At 71.4% G+C, this 3212-nt stretch carries 4 protein-coding genes; 2 read left to right on the top strand and 2 right to left on the bottom strand.

The genetic code is table 11. From position 1 onward, the window contains the following. On the top strand, positions 1-1126 hold a 1126-nt coding region (locus G6018_RS07755; RefSeq protein ID WP_182639309.1), incomplete at its 5' end, for an ATP-binding protein. Positions 1127-1193: 67 nt separating this feature from the next. Here G6018_RS07755 and G6018_RS07750 read toward each other — a convergent pair. Next, on the bottom strand, positions 1194-1886 hold the full coding sequence (locus G6018_RS07750) for a response regulator transcription factor (RefSeq protein ID WP_182639308.1): 693 nt from the start codon (positions 1884-1886) through the stop codon (positions 1194-1196). Positions 1887-1933: 47 nt separating this feature from the next. Next, positions 1934-2776, bottom strand: a complete 843-nt coding sequence (locus tag G6018_RS07745) for a serine O-acetyltransferase (protein WP_182639307.1) — start codon at positions 2774-2776, stop codon at positions 1934-1936. Between the two features lie 136 nt (positions 2777-2912). Here G6018_RS07745 and G6018_RS07740 point away from each other — a divergent pair. Next, a partial coding sequence (locus G6018_RS07740; protein ID WP_182639306.1) for a putative quinol monooxygenase occupies positions 2913-3212 on the top strand: 300 nt, incomplete at its 3' end.

Raw genomic sequence — 3212 nt, 5'->3', positions numbered from 1 at the left:
CGCCGCCCAGGTCACCCGCGGACTCGAGGACGTGCCCCCGGTGCCCGCGCCCGCGGCCGGGGAGATCACCCGGCACCAACTGGAGTCGCCCGGTGGGGCGGACCTCCGCGTGACGTCGGTCGGCGTGGATCTCGGCGGCGTGACGTTCGCCGTCGAGGTGGGCACGGACACCGACCGGTACGACACCGTGCTCGCCGCGGGCGCGATCCTGTTCCTGTCCTTCGTGCCCGTGGCCGGACTGGCGACCGCGGTGTTCGTGCACTACGCGATGGGCCGCGTGCTGCGGCCGGTGGAATCGATCCGGTCGCGGGTCGCCGAGATCTCCGCCTCGGGGCGGGGCGAGCGGGTGCCGGTGCCCGAGGCGGAGGACGAGATCTCCCGCCTGGCCCGGACGATGAACGCGATGCTCGCCCGCCTGGACGCCGCGAGGACCGCCCAGGTGGCCTTCGTGGGCGACGCCTCGCACGAGTTGCGCAGCCCCCTGTCCACGCTGTCGACCCTGTTGGAGCTGTCCTCGACCTCCGGCACCCCGGTCGACGTGGAGACCGTGGACGATCTCCTGCTCCCCGAGGTCCAGCGGATGCGGTCGATGGTCGAGGATCTGCTCCTGCTGGCCAAGAACGACGAGCGGGGCGTCCCCCTGCGTCGCGAGGACGTGGACCTGGACGACATCGTCCTGTCCGAGGTCGGGCGGCTTCGTGGACTGGGCGGGCTCGACGTCACCGGTTCGGTGGAACCCGCCCGCCTGGTCGGCGACCCCGACGCCCTGCTGCGGGTCGTGCGCAACCTCGTCGACAACGCGCGTCGGCACGCGCGCGAGGCCGTGACGATCGGGCTCACCGTGGATCGCACGAGCCCCGCGGGGCCGCGCGCCGTGATCACCGTCGACGACGACGGCGAGGGGGTGCCACCCGAGCAGCGTGACACGGTGTTCGACCGCTTCGCCCGACTCGACGCCGACCGCGCCCGGGGCACCGGGGGCTCCGGCCTGGGGCTGGCGATCGTCGCCGAGATCACCCGCTCCCACGGGGGATCGGTCCGGGTCGAGGACTCCCCCGCGGGCGGAGCGCGGTTCGTCGTGGACCTACCGGTCGAGACCATCGGGGAACACCCCGACCAGCCGTGACCGACCCGGGCTGGCGGCACGCTCACCTACCTCCAGGCGCTTTCACTGGCCGAGTGAGCGGAGCGGGTCAGCCCCCGGCGCTCGCCATCTCGCTGTCCACCAGTCGGTAGCCCTGTCCGCGCACGGTCTCGATCGCTCGTGCACCGAAGGGCGTGTCGATCTTGCGACGCAGGTAGCCCACGTAGACCTCGACGATGTTGTCGTCCCCGTCGTACGCGGCATCCCACACCGCCCGCAGGATCTGGGGTTTGGACACCACCTGGTTGCGGTTCCGGATCAGGTACTCCAGGACCGCGTACTCCCGCGCCGTCACCGGGATCCGCTCACCTCCCCGCCGCACCTCCCGCGCGGCGGGATCGACCTCGAGGTCACCGGCGACGAACGAGACGGGCCGCTCGGGGGCGCCCCGCCTGACCAGCGCCCTGAGCCTGGCTTCCAGGACCACGAACGAGAACGGTTTGACCAGGTAGTCGTCGGCGCCCAGGTCGAACGCGTCCGCCTCGTCGTACTCGCCGTCCTTCGCGGTGAGCATGAGCACGGGGGTCCAGATCTCGCGGCGCCGCATCTCGCGCACCACCTCGTAACCACTGCGCCGCGGCATCATGATGTCGAGGACCACCACGTCGAAGTCCCCGTCGGCGGCCATCTCGAGTCCGATCTCCCCGTCCGGGGCCGTCTCGACCGCCCATCCGCCGGCGGCGAGGCCGCGCCGCACGCTCTCGAGGAGCGCAGGTTCGTCGTCGACAACGAGTACCCGCATACAGTGCCCTCCGCCCGTGTCCCGTTCGATCGCGTGGCCCGCGACGCCTACTCGGCGCCCGGGTCGATCTCCTGGTCCATCTGCTCGGCGGGGACCAACGAGTCGGCGTGACGCCGCACCACCCTGGCGGGCACCCCGGCGACGGTCGTGTGCGGCGGGACCTGGTCGAGCACCACCGAACCGGCGGCCACCCGCGAGCACTCGCCCACGTGAACATTGCCCAGCACGATCGACCCGGCCGACAGCAGCACCCCCGAACCGATCTTGGGGTGGCGGTCGCCGTCCTCGTTCCCCGTCCCGCCGAGGGTGACGCCCTGGAGTATCGAGACGCCGTCCCCGATCACGCAGGTCTCGCCCACCACGATGCCGGTGGCGTGGTCCACGAGGATCCCGGAACCCACGCGCGCGGCCGGGTGGATGTCCATGGCGAAGACCTCGGACACCCGGCTCTGGAGGAACGAGGCCGCCATGACCCGTCCCGAGTTCCACATCTCGTGCGCGACGCGGTGGATCTGGAGCCCGAGGAATCCCTTGGCGAACAGGTAGGGAACCAGGTAGTTGGGATAGGCCGGGTTACGCTCGAAGCTCACCACGAGGTCGGCCGCGACCGCCTCCAGGACGTGCGGGTGCTCGACCAGGATCGCCCTGATCTCCTTCTCCAGGACGTGCCGGCCGATCTCGGGGGTCGCGACGCGCGAGGCGGCGAGCCTCGCGAGGGATTCGCCCAGGTCGTCGCATCCGTCGACGAGATCCAGGACCAGGCCGGCGATGAGGGGTTCGTCGCGACTCTGCGTGGCGTCCACGGACAGCCGGTCCCAGACCGCGCGGACGGAGGAGTCGGCCTCCGTCTGCGGGACGCAGGGGTTCTCGATGCTCAGCTCGATGGTCACCCGGTACAGGGTAGGCCCGTTCTGCTTTCCGGGTCGAGTCACCTCGGTATCGGGTGCGGGGGCAGCGGGTGCGGGGGGATCGGGTGCGGGGGCGCAGCACTCGACGAGGTCGCGCCGGCCCGGGCAGGATGGGGCCATGATGCTCATCAACGTGAGATTCGACGTCAAGCCCGAGTTCGCGGACTCATGGCTCGAGATCACCCGCGACTTCACCGAGGCCACCAGGGCGGAGCCCGGCAACCTGTGGTTCGACTGGTACCGCTCGCCCGACGCGGAGACCACCTTCCTGCTCTGCGAGGCGTTCCGCGACGGGGACGCCCCGGCCGAGCACGTCGGGTCGGCCCACTTCAGGGAGTTCACCGGCTCCGCCGCGCAGTACCTCCAGCGCACCCCGCGGATCATCAACACGACGGTCGACGGCGAGGAGTGGGGAACG

This window comes from Dietzia sp. DQ11-44 (assembly GCF_014145205.1).
In the GTDB taxonomy this organism is placed as follows: Bacteria; Actinomycetota; Actinomycetes; order Mycobacteriales; family Mycobacteriaceae; genus Dietzia; species Dietzia natronolimnaea.
The sequence above is the reverse complement of the archived record's forward strand: the minus strand, read 5'-3'. Positions and strand labels throughout refer to the sequence as shown.